The sequence below is a fragment of the Metaclostridioides mangenotii genome, assembly GCF_018917235.1.
Lineage (GTDB): Bacteria > Bacillota > Clostridia > Peptostreptococcales > Peptostreptococcaceae > Metaclostridioides.
In genome coordinates this window covers 135,261-151,334 of sequence record NZ_JAHLOF010000005.1, presented here as the reverse complement: position 1 = coordinate 151,334, position 16,074 = coordinate 135,261, and the positions used below count along the sequence as shown (strand labels likewise).

At 28.0% G+C, this 16,074-nt stretch carries 20 protein-coding genes and 3 pseudogenes; 19 read left to right on the top strand and 4 right to left on the bottom strand.

Annotated features, from left to right (window positions below):
- Nucleotides 1-64: 64 nt before the first annotated feature.
- The 13 genes and pseudogenes from KQI18_RS09130 to KQI18_RS09075 all read left to right on the top strand — a co-directional run bounded on the left by KQI18_RS09130 (nucleotide 65) and on the right by KQI18_RS09075 (nucleotide 6,524).
- Nucleotides 65-292, top strand: coding sequence for a hypothetical protein (locus KQI18_RS09130; RefSeq protein ID WP_216467479.1), 228 nt, complete (start codon nucleotides 65-67; stop codon nucleotides 290-292).
- A gap of 84 nt (nucleotides 293-376) precedes the next feature.
- Complete coding sequence (locus tag KQI18_RS09125) at nucleotides 377-556, top strand: hypothetical protein (RefSeq protein WP_216467478.1); 180 nt, start codon at nucleotides 377-379, stop codon at nucleotides 554-556.
- Nucleotides 557-909: 353 nt separating this feature from the next.
- Nucleotides 910-1,203 carry a hypothetical protein gene (locus KQI18_RS09120; protein ID WP_216467477.1) on the top strand — a complete coding sequence of 98 codons (294 nt, stop codon included), beginning with the start codon at nucleotides 910-912 and terminating at the stop codon, nucleotides 1,201-1,203.
- Nucleotides 1,199-1,460: pseudogene (locus tag KQI18_RS09115) on the top strand (lysozyme family protein); the annotation flags it as partial. The gene KQI18_RS09120 and the pseudogene KQI18_RS09115, both read left to right, overlap by 5 nt.
- 28 nt (nucleotides 1,461-1,488) lie before the next feature.
- Nucleotides 1,489-1,715: pseudogene (locus KQI18_RS09110) on the top strand (conjugal transfer protein); the annotation flags it as partial.
- 82 nt (nucleotides 1,716-1,797) lie between these two features.
- On the top strand, nucleotides 1,798-2,226 hold the full coding sequence (locus KQI18_RS09105) for a MarR family winged helix-turn-helix transcriptional regulator (protein ID WP_216467476.1): 429 nt from the start codon (nucleotides 1,798-1,800) through the stop codon (nucleotides 2,224-2,226).
- Nucleotides 2,219-4,471, top strand: coding sequence for an ATP-binding cassette domain-containing protein (locus tag KQI18_RS09100; protein ID WP_216467475.1), 2,253 nt, complete (start codon nucleotides 2,219-2,221; stop codon nucleotides 4,469-4,471). The genes KQI18_RS09105 and KQI18_RS09100 overlap by 8 nt, the downstream gene beginning before the upstream one ends.
- Before the next feature lie 14 nt (nucleotides 4,472-4,485).
- On the top strand, nucleotides 4,486-4,668 hold the full coding sequence (locus KQI18_RS09095) for a cysteine-rich KTR domain-containing protein (protein ID WP_216467474.1): 183 nt from the start codon (nucleotides 4,486-4,488) through the stop codon (nucleotides 4,666-4,668).
- A gap of 385 nt (nucleotides 4,669-5,053) precedes the next feature.
- Complete coding sequence (locus tag KQI18_RS09090; RefSeq protein ID WP_216467473.1) at nucleotides 5,054-5,230, top strand: hypothetical protein; 177 nt, start codon at nucleotides 5,054-5,056, stop codon at nucleotides 5,228-5,230.
- Between the two features lie 215 nt (nucleotides 5,231-5,445).
- Nucleotides 5,446-5,643, top strand: coding sequence for a helix-turn-helix domain-containing protein (locus tag KQI18_RS09085; protein ID WP_236887714.1), 198 nt, complete (start codon nucleotides 5,446-5,448; stop codon nucleotides 5,641-5,643).
- A 126-nt stretch (nucleotides 5,644-5,769) separates the two neighbouring features.
- Nucleotides 5,770-5,901, top strand: coding sequence for a hypothetical protein (locus tag KQI18_RS14325; RefSeq protein ID WP_272876222.1), 132 nt, complete (start codon nucleotides 5,770-5,772; stop codon nucleotides 5,899-5,901).
- Between the two features lie 143 nt (nucleotides 5,902-6,044).
- A pseudogene (locus KQI18_RS14555) lies at nucleotides 6,045-6,170 on the top strand (hypothetical protein); the annotation flags it as partial.
- Nucleotides 6,171-6,185: 15 nt separating this feature from the next.
- Nucleotides 6,186-6,524, top strand: coding sequence for a hypothetical protein (locus tag KQI18_RS09075; RefSeq protein WP_216467472.1), 339 nt, complete (start codon nucleotides 6,186-6,188; stop codon nucleotides 6,522-6,524).
- Between the two features lie 23 nt (nucleotides 6,525-6,547).
- Here the strand turns inward: KQI18_RS09075 and KQI18_RS09070 are convergent, their stop codons facing one another.
- Nucleotides 6,548-7,126 (bottom strand): hypothetical protein, encoded by a 579-nt coding sequence (locus tag KQI18_RS09070; protein ID WP_216467471.1) that lies wholly within the window; start codon nucleotides 7,124-7,126, stop codon nucleotides 6,548-6,550.
- Between the two features lie 161 nt (nucleotides 7,127-7,287).
- Nucleotides 7,288-7,713: a hypothetical protein gene (locus KQI18_RS09065; RefSeq protein ID WP_216467470.1), complete on the bottom strand. Its 426-nt coding sequence runs from the start codon at nucleotides 7,711-7,713 to the stop codon at nucleotides 7,288-7,290.
- A gap of 495 nt (nucleotides 7,714-8,208) precedes the next feature.
- Between KQI18_RS09065 and KQI18_RS09060 the strand changes: the two genes are divergently transcribed.
- From KQI18_RS09060 to KQI18_RS09035, 6 genes are all read left to right on the top strand, one after another.
- Nucleotides 8,209-9,129, top strand: a complete 921-nt coding sequence (locus KQI18_RS09060; protein ID WP_216467469.1) for a helix-turn-helix transcriptional regulator — start codon at nucleotides 8,209-8,211, stop codon at nucleotides 9,127-9,129.
- 440 nt (nucleotides 9,130-9,569) lie between these two features.
- Complete coding sequence (locus KQI18_RS09055) at nucleotides 9,570-10,154, top strand: DJ-1/PfpI family protein (RefSeq protein ID WP_216467468.1); 585 nt, start codon at nucleotides 9,570-9,572, stop codon at nucleotides 10,152-10,154.
- Between the two features lie 866 nt (nucleotides 10,155-11,020).
- Nucleotides 11,021-11,698: a response regulator transcription factor gene (locus KQI18_RS09050; protein WP_216467467.1), complete on the top strand. Its 678-nt coding sequence runs from the start codon at nucleotides 11,021-11,023 to the stop codon at nucleotides 11,696-11,698.
- The gene (locus KQI18_RS09045) at nucleotides 11,680-12,831 is read left to right on the top strand and encodes a sensor histidine kinase (protein WP_216467466.1); all 1,152 of its coding nucleotides are present in this window, start codon (nucleotides 11,680-11,682) and stop codon (nucleotides 12,829-12,831) included. The genes KQI18_RS09050 and KQI18_RS09045 overlap by 19 nt, the downstream gene beginning before the upstream one ends.
- Before the next feature lie 105 nt (nucleotides 12,832-12,936).
- Nucleotides 12,937-14,355 (top strand): ABC transporter permease, encoded by a 1,419-nt coding sequence (locus KQI18_RS09040; protein WP_216467465.1) that lies wholly within the window; start codon nucleotides 12,937-12,939, stop codon nucleotides 14,353-14,355.
- Between the two features lie 6 nt (nucleotides 14,356-14,361).
- The gene (locus KQI18_RS09035; RefSeq protein ID WP_216467464.1) at nucleotides 14,362-15,045 is read left to right on the top strand and encodes an ABC transporter ATP-binding protein; all 684 of its coding nucleotides are present in this window, start codon (nucleotides 14,362-14,364) and stop codon (nucleotides 15,043-15,045) included.
- Between the two features lie 164 nt (nucleotides 15,046-15,209).
- Here the strand turns inward: KQI18_RS09035 and KQI18_RS09030 are convergent, their stop codons facing one another.
- Together KQI18_RS09030 and KQI18_RS14500 are read right to left on the bottom strand one after the other, a co-directional pair.
- A complete protein-coding gene (locus tag KQI18_RS09030; RefSeq protein ID WP_216467463.1) occupies nucleotides 15,210-15,395 on the bottom strand; it encodes a hypothetical protein in 186 nt (61 codons plus the stop codon).
- Nucleotides 15,396-15,785: 390 nt separating this feature from the next.
- Complete coding sequence (locus KQI18_RS14500) at nucleotides 15,786-15,932, bottom strand: AgrD family cyclic lactone autoinducer peptide (RefSeq protein ID WP_077173542.1); 147 nt, start codon at nucleotides 15,930-15,932, stop codon at nucleotides 15,786-15,788.
- Nucleotides 15,933-16,074 lie beyond the last annotated feature (142 nt).

Genomic DNA, 16,074 nt, shown 5'->3' with positions numbered 1-16,074 from the left:
TTAATTCATAATGCCAAATATATAGTTAGAAATATTATATGGAATTTATTTTTGGAGGTATAAAATGATTAACGATATAGGAAGTATATTAGCCCTTATCCTTCTAGTCATTATTTTAATTATAGTGGCATTTATAGCAGGAAGGTTAGTGGAGTATAGAAAACATTTAGAGGACATGGAATTGTCTGATGATGTATTTAATAGATGTATTGATCTTACTAAGGAAAATATTTATTTAAGAAGTCAATTAGAGTTAGATAATCTAAAAGATGATGATTTGAAAAGTAAGTAAAAATTAAATAATAAACTAATTTTCAAAATAATAAATAGATATTGTAAGGAAATTTTTCGATACAATCTAAAGGGGGATTGTAGAATGTCTAGACAAGAAGAACATAAGCATTCATACACAAGGAATTCTATCACGAGGACAGTGCGTGTAGGCAATGATAGAGTTTTGATAAGTTATGATGAATATTTCTGTAAGTTTTGTGGTCATATTTTAAATATAATCACAAACGTTAAAGTAGAGAAAGACTACTATAAATGGATATAGTTGATTAGAGGGTGCTTTACAAATATAGGTTCCCTCTAAAATACATAAAAATGAGGGAAAAAGAATTGAGAATTGAGATTACAATAACAGAAGAGTGCGTTAAAAGTTAGTAGACTTGTATTGTTTTAAGGATGCTAAACAAGTTAAATACTATGGTGAAGGGACAAAATGTATTGAAGAAATAATCCAAAAATTGAATAGCGAAATGAATAAGAGATATATACAAATTAGAAAAGCAGGGTTGTAAGGATATTAATAGTTATAGAAGAATACGAAGATTACCGTATATATTTTTAGTAATAGAAGAACTGGCATCATTTAACCCGAAAGACAATAAGGATTTTTATAATAGTTTGGCGGACTTATTAGCAAAAGGTAGAGCATCAGGTATATATGTAATAATAACAACACAAGCACCATATTCTCAAATATTACCTGGTATGCTTAAAAACAATATAAACACAATAATAGGACTTAATACAAAGACTAAAGAAGCATCAAAAGTTGTTTGTGGTATTGAGGAAGCATTGGTGAATTTAAGAGGTAAGGGACATGGTAAAATATTTTTACCAGATGGAATGACGGAAATTCAGTGTTTTAATATAAATGAATGTACTATAGAAAATATAGTTAATGACAGTAAGTAGCGGTACTGCGGAAGATGTTATGCAGTCCTCGGAATCGCTGGGTCTTCCACCTAACTCATAGTACAGAAGAATCCATCAAGCAAGGTGTGAAGTATTTTAGTGAATTGTTAGCCAGTGCAGTTAGACTAGGCGTTGATTTAGAATCGGCTATCCAATCCTACAATTATGGCGGTGTTTTCTTAGGCTATGTGGCTAGTCGTGGCAATCAGTATACCTTTGAACTGGCTCAAAACTTTTCTAAGGAGCATTCGGATGGACGAAGCACTGAAATATGAGGGCTGGAAGAAGCTCTATCCTACAGCTACAGTCAGTGAGCTTTCTTACTATGTGAATGAGGATTTTTGAGGCCAATCTGAAAAGATTATATCTTTCAAGAACTGGTAAATCCTATTTATAATCGTAAGGGCAATCAAATCACGGTATCGATGGCAGTGAAATATCTCGACCAGCAGACAAAAACAACACAAGTATCACAATTTGATTTGATACTTGAGAAAAGTGGTGAGAACTGAATAGAATAAAGATCATCTTTAAAAATGATTTCTAATGTGATATAATTTCCATATGGCATTTATATTAAGGAGGGAAATTGTAATGAATTTAAAAACATCGTTAATAGATTTACAATGCGAAATGGTTGCTGAAAGAACGCTTGTCAATCCAAAAAATATTTCATGGTTACAATATGATATTCTATATCAATTAGAAAAAGAAGGAGAGATTCTGCCTTCAAACTTAAGCGTTATTTTGGGAACATCACGAACAAAGTTATCAAAAGCGTTAAAGAATTTAAAATCATTGGGATATATACAACAATTGCCTAATCAACTAGATGGTAGAGAATTATATACTTCTATTACTTATGAGGGGAAAACACTATTGATAGGTATTTCAAATAAGCATACATCACTTTATCAATCTGCATTGAAGTCATTTACGAAAGAGGAACAAGAAGAATTTGCTCGTTTATCTAGTAAATTATCAAGCGGGTTAAGAAAGGAACGGATAGAAAATTATGAATAATTCTATAATAATAAAAAATGCCACAACAAATAATCTCAAAAACGTTTCTCTCACTATACCTAAGCATAAGATAGTCGCTGTTACCGGAGTTTCAGGTTCGGGAAAATCGTCTTTAGTGTTTGATACCATTGCAAGTGAGTCACAAAGACTGTTAAATGAAACATATTCTAGTTATATTCAGGATTTGTTACCTAAATACAAAAAGCCTATTGTTGATTCCATCACAAATCTCCCTATTTCATTAGTGATTAATCAGAAAAGAATTCGTGGGAATTCCAGATCAACAGTAGGAACAATTACAGATATTTATTCTAGTTTAAGATTACTTTATTCCAGAATTGCTACTCCGTTTATTGGCTATTCTATGAAATATTCATTTAATAATCCAGAAGGAATGTGTAAACATTGTAAGGGATTGGGTGAAGTAAAATCAATCAACATTGAGAATTTGATTGATTTTGATAAATCTTTAAGTGAAAATGCGATTCAATTTCCTACTTTTCAGAATAACGGCTGGCGACTAACAAGATATACAGAATCTGGTTTTTTTGATAACGACAAAAAGATTTCTGATTACTCAAATGATGAGCTCGAATTATTGCTATATTCAGCTAAGATTAAGCCACAAAAACCTAGTGAAAAATGGCATAAAACAGCAGATTATATTGGTGTTGTACCACGAATTATGGATAGTTTTGTTTATGAGGATAGTACAAAGTATAAAAAAGATTTAGATAGAATTTTAACCACAAGTGTATGTCCTGTTTGTCATGGTTCTCGATTAAATGATGAAGTGTTACGTGCAAAAATCGTTGATAAATCCATTGCGGACTGCTGTAATATGTCCGTTACGGATTTAATTGAGTTTATCAACAATATTGAAGATACAGAAGTGAAAATCATTAAGAATGAGTTAAAGTTGAAATTAAAAGGCTTATGTATGGTAGGATTAGACTATTTAACATTAAATCGAGCTACAAGTACTTTATCTGGCGGAGAATCACAAAGAATTAAGATGACAAAATACTTAAATAGTTCATTGTCAGATGTTCTTTATATTTTTGATGAACCTAGCGTTGGTTTGCACCCACAAGATATCAAAGGCATCAATAATATTTTGAGAGAAATTAAGAACAAAGGAAATTCTGTTTTGTTTGTAGACCATGATCCAGACATGATTGCTATTGCTGATGAAGTAATAAACTTTGGCGAAGGAGCTGGGGTTGACGGAGGGAATGTAACTTTTAAAGGTACATTTGAAAAGCTGCTACATTCTAATACAATTACAGCCAAAACATTTTTGAAAAAACATAGGATCAACACAAAGAAAAAAAGTTTTATAAATTATTATAACCTTGAAAATGTTTCAAAAAATAACGTTAAAAATGTTTCAGTTAATATCCCCAAAAATGCTTTAACATTAATAACTGGAGTTGCCGGATCAGGAAAAAGCACATTGATAAGGCAGCTTTTTAAAAGTAAGTATCCCCTGTCAACGATTTTAGATCAAAGTTTACCTCATGTATCTAATCGTTCTAATATTACTACTTATTTAAATATATTTAATGAAATTAGAAAGATATTTAGCCGAGAAAATAATGTAGATATAACTTTGTTTTCGGTAAATGGGAAAGGTGCTTGCCGCGAATGCAAGGGAAAAGGTACTGTTAAGCTTGATTTAGCCTATTTAGGAGATTCCCAACGGATTTGTGAAAAGTGCCAAGGAAGAAGGTTTAATGATAAAACACTTTCATATCGATATAAGGGAAAAAATATAAGCGAAATCTTTAATTTGACAGCACAAGAGGCAATGCGGTTATTTTATGATAATTCATTGATAAAAAAAACATTGGAATCCATTATCAAAGCCAATCTTTCTTATATAAAACTCGGTCAAACTCTTGATACATTTTCTGGTGGAGAATTGCAAAGATTAAAGATAGCTCAAATGTTAACGAAAAAATCGTCTGAAATTATAATTTTAGATGAACCAAGTACAGGTCTGCACGAATCAGATATTGATAATTTATTAACGCTTTTTCATGAGTTAATAGAAGAGGGAAATACATTAATTGTGTTGGAACATAACTTATCGATTATAAGTCAAGCAGATTGGATCATTGACCTTGGCCCAAAGGGAGGGAACTTAGGCGGTAATTTATTGTTTCAGGGTTATCCATTGGATTTTATTAATTGTGAAAATTCATATACTGCAAGCAATTTAAGGCGGTTTTTAAAATTATAAGGGGGTGTTAATTCTTGAGGAAGGAGTGGCTTATTTGCCCCATCTGTAGAAATAAAACACGAATAAAAGTACGAGAAGATACAAAATTAATTAATCTTCCTTTGTATTGTCCAAAGTGTAAGCAAGAAACTTTAATAGGTGTGGATTCTTTCAAAGTAATAGTAATCAAAGAGCCAGACGCAAAGCCGATAATTTGAGAAATTAACATCTCATCGAGGGGTTTCACCCTCGGTTTTTTTATTACAATTATAAACCTGATTATAATTGTATAAGTATATGTATAACGATATAATTATAATAATATATTTAGGTTAGGTGGCTGTTGATTTGAAGGAAATTATTTCAGTAATTATTCAAACTCCGTTTGCTCCCAAAACCTCTGCTCTGCTGGTCGCTTCACTAATTCTATTGCTTATAAAGGAAAGTCTTATTGTCTGAAAACGTTGGAAATACTATGTTTTTTCCATGTTTTAGCAGATTTTTTCTGTAAATTATGGTATAATATAATTAGGAACATAACAGGATTCGGGTGTGTTGCTCCATACTTTTAACTCCCATCTCTTTTAGAAGGGAGGTGAACATATGGAGAATTTTATTTTAATGTTACTAGCATATATAGCTAGTTATCTTTATGCTATAAATAAAGTATTAAGTCTTTTTAATAAAGTACTTGATAATTATATAGCTGTAAAAGATAAAGTACATAAAATAGAGACGCACCCGAACTGCCATTCGGATGCGTCTAACGATAATGTTTAAAATTATTGACTAGGAGTAGCACCTAAACGAATTAGTTTGTGTTCCTACTCTTATATTCTTATATATATTATACCCTAAATCCTCTAATCAAGTCAAATAAAGCATTACAACATTTTTTACTTTAATCCTTCAATTTTTTTTGCATAATTAAAAATGTCTGTATTATAGAAAATATATTTATATTATGCTATATTAAATAAAAAGAAGGTGGTGACATGATGAAATATAAAAAACTAAAAGAAATCAGAGAATCTAAAGGCTATAATCAACAAACAGTTGCAACATTTAGTGATATGGCTCTTTCAACATATGCAGATAAAGAAAGCGGAAAAACTAAATTTAAAGTAGAAGAATTTGAAAAGGTAGTTAAGTTTCTAAATATAGATCCCTTGGAATTGTTAGAATTAGACTAATTTTTATACCCTAAAATCCGATTTTTCGTTGATAAAACTCGGATTTTAGGGTATAATATAATTAAGAAATAAAAAATTTTACAAAACAATTCCGAAATATCGGAAAGATAAAAAGGAGAGTTAAAAATGAAAAAAATATTATTATTTGAAGGTGCTGGAATGAATTTTTGCGAAGAAGGTTTAAATAGATTCGGAGAATACCTAAGATACAGTTCAGAAGTAAAAGAATTAAAAGATAAAACGATATTTTACAGATAATGAATTAAAGACATATAAGTATACTCATATAATTATAATCATACAGGTATACTTATATAGTAATAGTATATATCTAACATAACTATAATATATAGAAAAGATAGAAAAGAACTAGATTAATTTAACATGCTAGTTGATTTGCGATATCTAGATATATAGAAGGAAAGAGAAAAGCCTTATACCAGGTTGCAGAGAATCAAAAACTAGAGGGCATAGTTGCAAAAGATAAAAAGAGTATATATTGGTTCGGTAAAAAGAGTAGGGACTGGATAAAAATTAAGTATATGAAGGATGAAGACTTTGTTGTATGTGGTTATATATTAAAAGAAAATAATATGACTAGTTTAGTTATCGCACAATATAATGAAGAAAACGAATTGATATACAAAGGACATGTTACTTTAGGTGGAAGCCTTAGAAAACTAAATCAATATAAATATAAAAATACTGGATTACCACCAATCAAAAACGTTCCTTCAGGATCAGGCAATGAGGATGCGGTTTGGATAGAGCCAACTCTTGTATGTACAGTAGAGTATATGCCAAACGATAAAGGCTCATTAAGGCAACCAGTATTAAAGGGAATTAGAGAAGATAAATTACCTAATGAATGTAGAGAGTAAATAAGAGTAGCATAATAGCTACTCTATTTATTTATTTGAGTCATTAATATTTTCGAAAACGTAATAATACATTCGTTGTAATAATTCTTATCGATTGATATATACTCATTTAAACCTATGTTATATATATTACCTTCAGCAGTTTCAATATATTTTTTATCACATATCCCACCTTTATGTATATGTATATTCCTTCTACTGATCATTTCTAATAATCCTTTATAACTATTTATATTATTTAAAAAGGAGTTTATTTTATTTATGATTTTTACCATTTTGGTTAAAGAAATATCTTCAACATATTCTTCAACTTTTGCTCGTTTGAAGTCCTCTATTGTATCATGGATCAAAATTTCTGAATAATCAATCTTTTGCTTTTCTTTTTTTATTTCTTTAACAAATTTTTCGAAATCATATAGAAAAACTTCTTTTGCATAATCTTTTATAAAAGCATCAAATGCTGTCATTGCAAGTATAAATGATTGCCTATATATATTTATTTTATTATAATCATCAAACACTTGATATAATGTCTTAAGCGTTTTTAACTTATCTAATTTAGACTCGATTTCATTTATTATTCCATTCTTAGCATCACACATATAATATTTTATTAATTCTTTAATATCTTCTATATTACATTCTTCAATCCAGCTATAATCATTTATAGTTATATCGGGTATATGTTGTTCAATATCTGTAAAGTTAATGCTTCTAATAAATGTATTTTTTTTATCTGCATAATTATCTATACTACTTTTTATTATTGTTGCATCCGTACTTCCAATACACTTATCTTCTCTTCTAAAGACATTTTATTTAAAAGGAAATTTAGATCATTCTTTCCCCAAATTTCCTTATCAACTATGAATTTCAATGATTTGTCATCTATAATTTTTGGTCTTATATTATCTAAGTTTACTTTTTCTCCATTTTTATTTATTGTTTCTTCAAGTTTATTTTCATATATTTTTATATGTTTGTTTACTTCTTGATTTATCTTATTAATAATTTCTCTATCTATATTATCATTTGAATTAGCACTAGAAATTAAATTATACAATTCTTCTATTCCTATTACTTTATTAAGATTTTCAGTCTGTATATAATAATTATCTTCTATATACTTTGTGTAGTTATCTATATTATTTAATTCTTTTCTAAATATTTCCTTATAGTTAATATCCATTTTACCCCCCCTAATTGTATGTGTATTTTTGTGTCAACATTGGTATTATAGCACATAGCTAATTATTAAGAATAATTTTATAAAAAATCTTAACAAATCCTTAAGTTATTAATATAAGTGTCATAATGTTGTTTATTGTTATCTACTTCCTTCTTCCTGATGTATTCTATTAATAATTTCTTTTCATCTATTTTAATTTTTTTAGTAATATGTTATGTCTGCATATATAAAAATAAGCTGAAAATAAAACAGATGCTAATCATATCTATTGAATCAGTTTCCCTTTTATATAATCTTTCTTCAACTATCCCCTACTGATATTAAAAGATATATAGTAAGCCCTTTAAATCCATTTATTAGATTTTAAGAGCTTTATATTTGTTATACATTCCATGTGCATTTATTTTGTAATAAATTTATTTAAATTTAACCGGTTTTAATTGCTATTGAAGGATGAACTTTATAAAATAGATAGTGACAGAGAGGAGATTTTAAATGAAAATAGAAAGATTAATGTATATTATTATCATGTTGCTTTCAAAAAAGCAGATTTTAGCGAAAGATATTGCTTCTCAGTTTCAAGTAAGCACACGAACTATTTACAGAGATATTGACACCTTAACTTTATTAGGAATCCCAATATACTCGGAACGAGGTAATAATGGTGGTTTTTATTTAGCTGATAATTATAAAATGGATTCTTTTTTATTTACAGAAGAAGAACAAAAAATTATTTTAAATATAAGTCAAAGTATTTCAAATACCACAAAGATTCCTGCAATAGAAATGCTAAAAGAAAAAATGAGATTATCTATTCCTAATACTACTAAAGAGACCTATTTTTTTGACTTTAGTTTATGGACGACAAATAAAATTACATTCAATAAAATAGAGTCCGCTATTGACAAATCACTCACTGTGAGGCTGAACTATACATCTTTTAATAATGTAGAATCTATTCGTGAAATTGAGCCTATTAATTTAGTCTACAAATCCCATACATGGTACTTGTATGGTTTTTGTAAAAAGAGACAAGATTTCCGACTATTTCGATTATCAAGAATTAGAAACTTGAAAATTTTGGATATTGTATTTGACGATTCAAAATATCAAAGTATTAATGAGGAAGCATTCTATAAAATCCTTTCTAACTTAAAAGATAGAACATTGTTTGATTTAGTAGAATTAGAGTTTAGCAAAAATATTAAATCAAAAGTATACGACACTTTTTCAGAAGAAGTTATCACTGAGCTGGAAGATAAACTAATTGTTAAGAAAAATATGCCAATAGATGATTGGTTTATCGGACTAATATTAAGTTTTAGAGGAGAAGTTAAAGTCATAAAACCATTAGCTCTCAAAGATTCAATAAAAAAAGCCGCATTAGAAATTTTAACCCAATATGACATGATGTAGTCATATTGGGTTTGTTATATTTATGTTGTACTTAAAAGGAAAGGAGGAATAGATAATGAAGAAATTGCCAAAGCTAATGCAATATATCAAATAGAAGGAAAAATGAAAGGTATAATGCATGCAGAGTACAATATATTTATTTATATTATGATAAAAAAGAAGTACATAACTCTACATCAGTGGTTAATGGGTTTACTAAATTTCAAGCTGAGATCGGTAATAAATAAGGTAACATTATTATGAAAGATCGTGGTAGTTTTATAGATAACAAGTATTCTACATTTCTGAAAATAATTGAAGGCTGGCTCTGGAACTAGTGACTTCGAGAAAATATATGGAATGAAGTGGTACATACTATCCTATAGAAAATGGAATGACATTAGAATTAAACATTACTACAAAATAATATAGTCAAAGACTTTATAAAAAGGGAGCAAATGATGAAAAAAATTATTTACGTTTATATTTTAAATACATTAGCTGATTGGGAATTAGGTTTCATCATGTCAGCTATTAGCATGAAACAAAATACAAAATATACTATGAAAACAGTCAGTCACAGCAAAGAAACTATTCGTACACAAGGAGGTTTTACTATTACCCCAGATTGTTCTACAGAAGAAATCGACGAGAATAATATAGCAGCAATTCTTCTTCCTGGCGCTGACACATGGAACGAATCAATTCATACAAGTATATTACAAGTTGCAAAAAGTTCTATTAGCAAAGGAATTCTGGTTGGTGCAATATGTGGTGCTACACTAGCACTCAGTAACTTAGGCATTCTAAATAAATATACTCATACAAGTAATTCTTTTGAGTTTCTTTCTCTCTTTTCTAATATGTATACTGGTAAAGGCTTGTATCAAAATGCGCTTTCAGTAACAGATAGAAATTTAATTACTTCAAGTTCAGCTGGAAGTTTATTATGGGCAAAACAAATTGTCGAATATCTAGAAATTCTTCCATCTGTGATGATTGAACCTTGGTATAATTATTTTTCCACAGGTAATCCGGAATACTAAATGGAATTATTATCCTTTCAACAAGGGAGCCAGTTATAAACTTAATAGTAAAAATTAGTTGGTATTATATAGTAAGCCCTTAAAATCCATTTATTAGATTTTAAGGGCTTTATATTTGTTTTAAATATATAACTAGTCCTTAAAGTTAAATTTAGAAACTAATTATATTAAACTGATATAATCCTAAGCCTAAATTTGCTAAAGAAAATAAAAAACATAAAATAATGATACTTAATTTAATATTGTATGATTTTCTAACTTAAATCCAACATAGGTTATTATAAAAAGTACAGTTGACAGTAAAATAGAGGTATTAAATTTTAACAAATTTAAATACAGAAATAATAAGAAACATGAATTATTTCTGCTAGATCCATTGAGATATATTAAATTCTTTTCGATAGTTTTTAAGTTGCTTACTAATATTCATAAAATTCCCTTTCTATAAATCAATCATATGTTCATTGAGATAATAGTTCTATATAATGTATTTGTCATTCAGTTAGTTTTAGTCGATAAAATATTTTGTAACTAGCTTAATTATAAAACAATTATACAAATAAATCCAAATTCAATGAAAATATAATTTACATTATAAAAATATTTCAAATTATCTATGTAAAAATATTTTGACATGGCTAAAATTCAATATTAAAAGATATTATAATAACTTAATGGTAATATCTTATTTTGTGTGACTAGTATTAGCAAATTATAGAATATTAAAGTGCATTAATTCGTTATTTAAAGCTATTTTAGTTATTTATAAATTAATTAGTAAGTTTTAATTATTTGATGAATAATTAAGGTTAGGTTATAATTTCGAAAAAGGTTAATATTTAGATAGTATATTAGGAGGTACAAAAATGCGTATATTAGTTATAGAGGATAATATAGAATTAGCTAATTCTATGAAGGTTGGTTTAGAAAGAATGAATTTTAAAGTAGATGTCTCAAATACAGGGCAGGATGGTGAAGAAAAAGCAACTGTTAATGAATATGATGTTATTCTTTTAGATTTAAATCTTCCAGACATGGACGGAATAGAAGTATTAAGCTGTTTACGCAAAGCTTCAATACATATCCCAGTAATTATCATTACAGCTAGGGACAAGGTAGTGGAAATGGCTTTAGGGTTAGATACTGGAGCTGATGATTATATAACAAAGCCATTTCAATTATTAGAGATAAGAGCAAGGATTCATGCTGTAATAAGAAGATTTCATGGTCGTACAAATCCAATAATAAACATAGGTAAGCTACAGCTTAATCCGATTACCCGTACTGTTCATATAGATAATAAACAAGTAATAATGTCTACTAAAGAATTTGATATTTTAGAATATATTTGTTATAAACATCCGGCGGTAGTATCTAGTGAGGAAATTGCAGAACATATATATGATGAAGATTTTGATCCATTTTCATCTGTATTAAGAGTACATATTGCAAGGCTTAAGAAGAAATTAAGCAATGTCTATGGGGATGATGTATTAACCAATATTAGAGGAAAGGGATATATTTTATGCGTAGAGAAAATTTAAAAAGTGGATTAGTTATAACTATATACTCTTTAATATTAACCTTAGTTGTGATTTTTGTGATTTATGGGGTTAAGAGTTCATTTAGTAATTTAGAAGAAAGTAAACATATGAAAGCTACTAAAGTTTATATTGTTGATTTTGGTACAAATGCAAATAGAGAAATTGTTGAGAGAATGAATTTTCAAAGTAATGGATTAAGTAATATATATAAAAATATAGAATATCCTTATTGGAAAAATTTACAATTAAAACGATTAACGGATTTAGGGGAAATTGGAAAAGTATATTTAAAGAGTGGATTTGAAGATATAGCAAGTACTATTTTGATATCTTTTTCTATTTTTATAATTGCATCTATTATATTGTGGATAATTTTGAGTAAGATTCATGATAAGGAGATTGAAAATATCGTTAATAAGCTTAATACACCGGAGGACGATTTTGATCCAGCTTTGGTAAGTAAATCTTTTGGTATTGCCTATGAAAATATAGAGGATAAATTTAATCAGTCTTTAGATGAATATAAAAGATTAAATTCCTATTTATCGCATGAACAAAAAAATGCTATAGCGATTTTAAGGACTAATTTAGAAATAGATAATAATCAAGAGTATATTAAATTCATAGATAATATTTCAGATAGTATAGATGATATTTTAACTTTAAGTGATGTAAAAGTTGATAAAGGGATGACAGAAGTAGATATTTCCATAATTTGCGCATCTATTTGCGATGGATATAGTAAAACATATAAGAATATTGAATTTGATTTTGATGATGAAAGTAATACTATAATTTTAGCAAAAGAAAGGTGGATATATCGTGCGATAAGTAATTTAGTTGATAACGCAGTAAAATATGGAGGTGGAAAATCTATTAAAGTATCTGTTAAAAATAAAAATAATAGTGTTATTATTACAGTAAAAGATAATGGAATAGGTATGGATAAAAATTCTATTGGAAAAATATTTGATAATAAGTATAGAATTAATGAATTAAATAAGGATGGTTATGGAATAGGATTAAGCTTAGTGTCCCATGTGTGTGATTTATGTGATGGTTTTGTAATTGTAGATAGTGAAATAAATAAAGGATCTTGTTTTTATTTATCCTTCTCTGAATATAAAAAGTAATTTTTATTTTATATTTAATCCTTAGTTCGAGGGTTAACATTGAGTAAACAATTAATTTGTTATACTGTGTTTACAATCAAAGTTGAAAAAAGGAGAGTTTAAAGGATGTATATTTTAAAAAATGCACTAAAAAATTTAGCGAGGAATAAAGGTCGTAATATTTTACTTGGTGTTATAATGATTGCAATACTTTCATGTGTAGCTATTTCGGTTGTTATAAATACTACTTCGGGTGAAATCATAAAAGATTATAAAAATCGATTTGGTTCAGAAGTATTTATTCAGCCTGATCAAGAAAAAATTATGGAAAAAGTACAAGAAGATGGTATAGAGTCAGTAGAATCCATTGGGCCTAAATATGATTTACTAGAAAAATTGTCTAAATCGGAATATTTAAAAGAGACAATATTTACTGCAAGTTACAGTGGTTATAGTGATAAGCTAAAAGCACTAGACCAAGATGAATATGAAAAAAATAATAAAAATTCTAGTAATATTGGAGGAGCTGTTACTGAGGGAAAAGAAAGATCTGAAAATGCAAAAGATTCTAATCTAACTATTAATGGAGGACTTAATTCTGCAAGATTAGATGAGTTTAAAAAGGGTGATAGGAAAGTCACTGATGGTAAAATGCCAGAAAAAAATGGCGAAGCTATAGTTAGTGAAGATTTTGCTAAATTAAACAATCTAAAAGTAGGAGATACTTTTAAAGTTCAAAACCCAGATGATCCTGATAAATATGATCCATTAGAACTAACTATTTCTGGAATTTATTATGATGGAACTAAATCTCAAGATTATGGCTTTAAGCATCCTATGATGAATAGAAAAAATGAAATTATTACAACTTTCGATACTTTAAAACCATACAAAGTAAAAACAAATAATGATTTAATTTCAGTAGATGCGAAATTCTTCTTAAAAGATCCAGATTTACTAAGTGAGTTTAATGAAGAAGCACATAAATTGGGATTAAATAAGTTATATGATGTATCAACAGATTCTCAAAGTTATGATGAAATTGTTAAGCCTGTTGAAGGATTACAAAAGATAGCCAACATGTTTATGATATTAGTACTATGCTTTGGCGGTAGTATTTTAATTTTAATATCTATCTTAGGAATTCGTGAAAGAAAATATGAAATTGGTGTTCTTAGAGCAATGGGAATGAAAAAAGGTAAGGTTGCACTTGGTTTAATCTTCGAAACATTATCTACAATAGCTATTTCATTAGTTGTAGGATTGTCTATTGCTAGTTTATCTGCCCAATCAATTTCAAATGTACTCCTAAAAACTCAAATAGAGGCTCAAAATCAAAGTGCATCTGAAGGAATAATGTTTAGAATGGGCGGAGGAGCAGCTCCAAATGTAGATCCAATAACTAATTTAAATGTACATCTGAACAGTGATGCAATTATGGGAATAACATTAATAGCACTGTTACTTGGAGCAATATCTATTGGTATTGGAATTGTATATATAATGAGATTTGAACCAAGAAAAATATTATCAGAAAGGAATTAGGTAGATATGAGTTTATTGAGTTTAATAGATGTAAGTTATAGATATGAAGGTGGAAAGAAAGATGTTTTTGAGGATATAAATATAAACTTTGAAAAAGGAAAAGTTTATGGGATAGTAGGAAAATCAGGAGCAGGAAAAAGTACATTACTTTCTCTAATATCAGGCCTTGATACATGTACTAAGGGAGAAGTTTTATACAAAGATAAAGGCTTAAAGTCAATAGATAGGGATTTATATAGAGCCAATGATATTGGGGTTATATTTCAAGGATATAATTTACTTTTAAATGCTACAGCTAAAGAAAATATACTATTATCGATGAATATAAGTGATGTAAAGAAAAAAAATGAAGATAATTATATTTATAATTTACTAAAAGACGTTGGAATAGACGCTGATACAGCTAATAGAAAAATCCTAAATTTATCTGGTGGGGAACAGCAACGTATAGGAATTGCCAGGGCGCTTGCTCATGATCCAGATATAATAATTGCCGATGAACCAACAGGAAATTTAGATAATGAAACTGAAGAAAAAATAATGGATATTTTAGTATCATTAGCCCATAATCATGATAAATGTGTTATTATCGTAACTCATTCAAAAAAAGTATGTATGTATTTGGATGAAATATGGGGATTAAAATCTGGAAAATTATTATTTTTAAAGGAAAATAATGAAATTGATTAGGTTCTGTCTAATCAATTTAAGACTTTGACGTGACGTCTAATAAAAATATATTATATGTAAAATCTGGAGGATACAGAAATGTATTGTCCAGATTTTATTTGTCTAGAAATACACCATAAATCATACTACTTGTTGTTTTATTAATGATTTTTTAACAAGTAGAATTATACACTTGCCAAAAAGCCATCAACAAAACCAATTAAAAAAGGAATGGCAATTCCTATAGAAGTTAAGATAATTCCTATTTTTTGAACTGAATTTAAACGAATAAAGTCCTTTTTAAAACCAATTAATAGAAAAAATACACCTAAAAAACTTACAAAACTTCCTATAGTATATAAAATGTCCATAATTTCACCTCTCAGATATTATTTATTGAACTCAAAGTTATTTTAACATATTATTGGAATAATTTCACATGCAGATGAAATATAAACGTTTAAACAATACTTTAAAAACACAATTTAAGATATCTAGTAAAAAAGCCCTTAAAATCTATTTATTTGAATTTTAAAGGCTTTTAAATACATAACTAGTCAGTGAAGTTTTAAGAAATGTAATATAGATTGTACACAGTGTATTTAAATATCTCTTTAGTAATGTAGGAGTTTTTACAGATTACACAAAGCCTTACAGTCGATAGGAGACTATGAAAAAAAGTATTAAATTAAAAACCGATTTACTATAGTAAAATTAATTTAGCTAAAGGAAGTCGGTTTTTTGAACTTTTTTTGGACTTTCTATTTCTTTTTAAAATTTTTTATATCCTGTGGCATTTTTGCTTGATGATTTAAAAATGTACAAGTAGAGTTAGCTGATAATTTAATAGCACTTACCGCTAAAGATCCTACTTTTTCCAATACTGTTGAAGTTATATCTTTTTTCATAAGTTAGTCAAAATTAATTCGACGTAAGTCAAGTCTTATCCTTTTTTTCAGAGTATTTTTTTTACAGTCTCTGAAAGTAGGATATTTTTTTAAATATATTATTAATCGATGCCATAATGTTAATATTGACGCCGATCTATTA